The organism is Mesorhizobium sp. M4A.F.Ca.ET.020.02.1.1 (assembly GCF_004022645.1).
In the GTDB taxonomy this organism is placed as follows: domain Bacteria; phylum Pseudomonadota; class Alphaproteobacteria; order Rhizobiales; family Rhizobiaceae; genus Mesorhizobium.
Map to the genome: position 1 here is coordinate 1 of NZ_RZOI01000534.1, position 4,313 is coordinate 4,313.

The following is a 4,313-nucleotide window of genomic DNA, read 5'->3' on the forward strand; positions in this document are numbered from 1 at the left end:
GCCTCTACCTCTTATCGCGGACGGTGACGGAGGCGACACATGAACAAGACAGTCGAGGATCTGGCGAACCGCTGGCTGAGGCAAAGGCCGGATGCATTGAGCAAGCTCGAAAGCCGGGTGCTGCAAAGCGCGCTTGATCGCACCACCATCTCGAAGGACACCAACAAGGCCGTCGCCTTTCACCAGACGTTCGGCGACCGGGTCGCCGACACTATCGCCCGCATCGGCGGCTCATGGTCGTTCATCCTGACCTTCATCGCCTTCCTGGTCTTGTGGACCTTCGGCAATGTCTGGCTGCTGTCTCGCGACGCCTTCGACCCCTATCCCTTTATTTTCCTCAACCTGGTGCTTTCGATGATCGCAGCACTGCAGGCGCCGGTGATCATGATGTCGCAGAACCGCCAGACCGAGCGCGACCGTATCGACGCCGCCCACGACTATGAGGTCAACCTCAAGGCCGAGATCGAGATCATGGCGCTGCATGAGAAGCTGGACGAACTGCGCCACAGCGAGATCATCGGCATGCGCGACGAGATCCTGCGGCTGGCCGAGCAGGTCAGGCGCATCGATGAAAAGCTGTCGGCGCGGCAAAGTCCCTGATGACCGAGGCCATCCACCATCTCATCGAGCAGTACGGTCTGTTCGCCGTTTTCCTGGGCTGCGTCGCCGAAGGCGAAAGCGCCGCCATACTCGCCGGCTTCTTTGCGCATCAGCATGTCTTCATGGCCTGGCAGGCTTTCCTGGCGGCAGCCATCGGCGCCTTCGCCGGCGACACCTTCTTCTTCATCCTCGGCCGCAACTTCGCCGATCATCCCTATGTGCTCAAGCTGAAGGCGCGGCTAGGCTTCAGCCATGCCTTCCGTTTGGTCTCCTCCCATCCCAACATCTTCGTGCTTTCGAACCGCTACATCTACGGCATGCGCCTGGTCGGCGGCGTCGCAGCCGGCTTCGCCAACATCACAGTGATGCGCTTCGTCGTCCTCAACGCCATCTCGTCGCTGGTCTGGGCGGCGTTGTTCTGCACGGTCGGCTACGTTTTCGGACTGGGCGCCGAGCGCGTCGTCGGCCAGGCGCTGGCGCGCCACGAACGGCTGCTGATCGCGCTGGCAATCGGGCTTGTCGTCGCCAGCCTCGCCTGGTTCCTCGCCCACTCCGTCGCCAGGAAGGAACGCGCCAGGGACGCAGGGGACGGTCAGGGCGAAGCCAGGTAAAGCTCAGTCGATGTCGATGTCGGTGTCGAGGGCGCGGTCGCCACGGTCGAGGATCAGCGGGATGATCAAATCCTCTTCGTCGGCCAGGTGCCTTGTGAGCATGGCGATCAGCCGGCTGTTCTCATCGGCATAGACGTCGGCGGCAAAGCGCTGTCTGTCCTCGCTCTCCTCGAGCGTGCGGATAAAGGCATTCGCCGCCTCGGCGTTGCGTTCCAGCCCTTCGTGTATGGTGTGATGGTCGGCGTCGAGTATCTCGAAGCCTCGCTTCAACCGGGGCTCAGCCTTGGCGAAGGCCGGGAAGTATTGGTAGTCCTCGACATTATGGTGGCCGTCGAGATTGCCAAGGAAATGGTTCAGCCGCGGCGCGAACCAACGCGCGAAGTCCGGCGCTGTCAGCCTGCCTTCGCGATAGTCACCAATGCCGTTGGCCAGCATGCCGCCGAGTTCGCGGAACATGTCGTGCCGCCCAAGCCACATAGCGGCGAGGCCAGGAATATTGCCGTGGCCCTGCCAAGTCTCGCGCGGATATTTTTGCGTCAGCCAGCGCAGATCGTCCGGCAGCCCGGCTCGCTCGAGCAACAGAAAATCAGCGGCGTCCGACATGACAGTCTCCTTTGGTAACCGTCATGTAGGAAGCGCTATACTAGATCGGTAGTCCCGTGATGCGCTCGATAATGGCGATGCCCCAGACGCCGGCCACGATCACCACCGAGATCAGCACCGCCAGCGAACCGCAATCCTTGGCGAGCTGGATGTCGACATTGAACTCGCGGCTGAAGGCGTCGCAGGCAGCCTCGATGCCGGTGTTGAGCACTTCGACCATGATCAGGAGCAGCACCGCGCCGAGCAGCAGCGCGTAGCCGCGCCACGACACCGAGATGAACCAGCCCGCCGGCAGGGCAAGGGTGAGCAGCATCAGCTCCTGCTGGAAGGCTTTTTCGTGGGCAGCCAGCTTGCGGAACGCCCGCACCGAGTTGAAGAAAGCATCGATCAGCCGCTGCATGCCCAAATCCCTTTCCGAGTGACCGGCAGGGGATATAGCAACGGCTGGATCAATGGAATAAGGCAGTGCCGCCAAAAATCACGCGCTCTGCCGCTGTACTCGCTTGCTGGTCATTCGGCGGCCTCACCGGCGACCTTGACCGAGGGCGACGATTTCTCGAACTGCGGCAGCCCGTCGTCGATCGAATAATAGTCGCCCTTGTCGCCAACGAAGATATGGCTTTCCCCGGCAAGTCCGGACGGCCTGTCGAAGGCGCCGGCCATGATCGAAATCTGATCCAGTTCGTTATGCTTCCAGAACAGGAGCGAGCCGCAGATGCGGCAGAACCCGCGCCTGGCGACGTCGGAGGCGCCATACCAGGTGAGCGCCTCGGCTCCTTCTATGTCGATATCGGCATCCTTGGCCGAGGTCGCCGCAACGAAATGGCCGTTCTGCCTGCGGCATTGCGAGCAGTGGCAATAGACGACACCGCGCAGAGCCCCCCTCGTCCTGAAGCGCACCGCGCCGCACAGGCAAGCTCCGTTGTGATTGTCATCCATTCCGCCCTCCTAGAATTCATCACCTGTCAGCAGCAGGATTCCAGTTTTGCGCCCGCCGGGCATCGGCAAATGCGACATGAAGAGGACACGTTTCGCCCCGCGCCTGCATAAGCGGTTATTGCATCCTGAGGTAGAGAAAACCGTGTTGAAATCCAGCCCTATTAAGGAAACTTTAGCGCGCTCGCATCTATGGTCGTTTGCAAGTGAAGGTCGTGAGCGGGGACGCGATTCTTCTCGTGTCTGGCATTTCCGGTCGCACTCCCCTCATGGCGACATCGGCACGCGCAGGTTCTGCGTTGGCTCTTGAGGAGTGAACAGAACATGCAGCCGGCTTTCGTTCCAAACGACAGGAACACCGACATAGCGAGCACCGTCGTGGCGACGATGCGCCAGCTTGGCGTGCTTGGCCTGCCGCGCAACTACGAGATCTTCTACGAGGCTCTGAGCGGCAGCAATCATGAACTCAGCCTAGCCGTCGTCTCGCTGAGCAACCGGCCAACCCAGGAGGAACTCGACCGCATCGGCCGAACCTTCTTTGCCCAGCATCACGGCCCCGGCATTGTCGAGCACGCGCGCGACGTCATCGCCAAGGAACTCGAGGATATCGCCTCGCTGTTGCGCAGCGAGCGTTCCCACATCGAAAAATACGGCCGCATCCTCGACGAGACGTCGAGTGGGCTCGGCAACCGCAGCATGCTGTCGCAGGACCTGCTGCAGAAAATCGTCACCGCCATGTCGGCGGCGACCAACTCGACGATCGACCATGGCAGGCAAGTGGCGAGCACGCTCAGCGAAAAGACCGCCGAGCTCGAGAGCGTCAAGTCGAAGCTCGAGGAGTACAAGCGGCTCGCCGACACCGATCCCTTGACGCAGGTCTGGAACCGCCGCGCCTTCGACAAGGAAATCACCAAGATCTACAACTCCAACAAGGGCATCCTGTTCAATGCCCTGATCCTCGCCGACATCGACCGCTTCAAGGACATCAACGACCGCTTCGGCCATCCAGTCGGAGACAGGATCATCCAGATCATCGCCGAGATCTTCCAGACCAGCATTCGCGGCGACATGTTCGTTGCCCGCACCGGCGGCGAGGAATTCGCCCTGATCGTCGAGGGTGCCAGCGAAGACACGACTTTCGAGATCGCCGAGCGCATCCGCACGCTGATCGAGCAGACGCCGTTCACCAGCAGCCAGACCGGCACCAATTACGGCACGGTGACCGTGTCGATGGGCATCTGCATGGCGTCCGAGGCCGAAAGCCCCGAGGACCTCTACACCAAGGCCGACCGGGCGCTCTATCGCTCGAAGGTCGGCGGCCGCAACTGCGTGACAAGGCATTCGGCGATGGCCGGTCGCGCCGGCAAGAGCTGGCTGCTCTACAAGAAAGACTGATTTCTCGGCCCTGACGGATCCGGCTGTCCCGGATTCTTTCGACACAACACCTTTCCATATGAATTTTCGTGGACTATATTTTCCATGGAAAGGAACAAGTCATGCCGTCCGTGCAATCTCATATCGCCACCGGCGCGGCCGAAAACGCGGTCGTGACCAGGGCCACGC

6 protein-coding genes are annotated in these 4,313 nt (G+C 61.3%); 3 read left to right on the forward strand and 3 right to left on the reverse strand.

What is annotated here, in order from left to right; genetic code table 11:
* The first annotated feature begins 39 nt into the window (after window positions 1–39).
* Together EN742_RS25985 and EN742_RS25990 are read left to right on the forward strand one after the other, a co-directional pair.
* On the forward strand, window positions 40–600 hold the full coding sequence (locus tag EN742_RS25985; protein ID WP_126054320.1) for a DUF1003 domain-containing protein: 561 nt from the start codon (window positions 40–42) through the stop codon (window positions 598–600).
* Window positions 600–1,211, forward strand: coding sequence for a DedA family protein (locus EN742_RS25990; protein ID WP_127406851.1), 612 nt, complete (start codon window positions 600–602; stop codon window positions 1,209–1,211). The genes EN742_RS25985 and EN742_RS25990 overlap by 1 nt, the downstream gene beginning before the upstream one ends.
* A gap of 3 nt (window positions 1,212–1,214) precedes the next feature.
* Here EN742_RS25990 and EN742_RS25995 read toward each other — a convergent pair whose 3' ends face one another.
* The 3 genes from EN742_RS25995 to EN742_RS26005 form a co-directional block, all read right to left on the reverse strand.
* Complete coding sequence (locus EN742_RS25995) at window positions 1,215–1,814, reverse strand: hemerythrin domain-containing protein (RefSeq protein ID WP_127406850.1); 600 nt, start codon at window positions 1,812–1,814, stop codon at window positions 1,215–1,217.
* Window positions 1,815–1,854: 40 nt separating this feature from the next.
* Window positions 1,855–2,214, reverse strand: coding sequence for a diacylglycerol kinase (locus EN742_RS26000; protein ID WP_126054317.1), 360 nt, complete (start codon window positions 2,212–2,214; stop codon window positions 1,855–1,857).
* A gap of 110 nt (window positions 2,215–2,324) precedes the next feature.
* On the reverse strand, window positions 2,325–2,753 hold the full coding sequence (locus EN742_RS26005; RefSeq protein ID WP_127400588.1) for a GFA family protein: 429 nt from the start codon (window positions 2,751–2,753) through the stop codon (window positions 2,325–2,327).
* A 321-nt stretch (window positions 2,754–3,074) separates the two neighbouring features.
* Here EN742_RS26005 and EN742_RS26010 point away from each other — a divergent pair, with 321 nt between their 5' ends.
* Window positions 3,075–4,145, forward strand: a complete 1,071-nt coding sequence (locus EN742_RS26010) for a diguanylate cyclase (RefSeq protein ID WP_127407428.1) — start codon at window positions 3,075–3,077, stop codon at window positions 4,143–4,145.
* Window positions 4,146–4,313 lie beyond the last annotated feature (168 nt).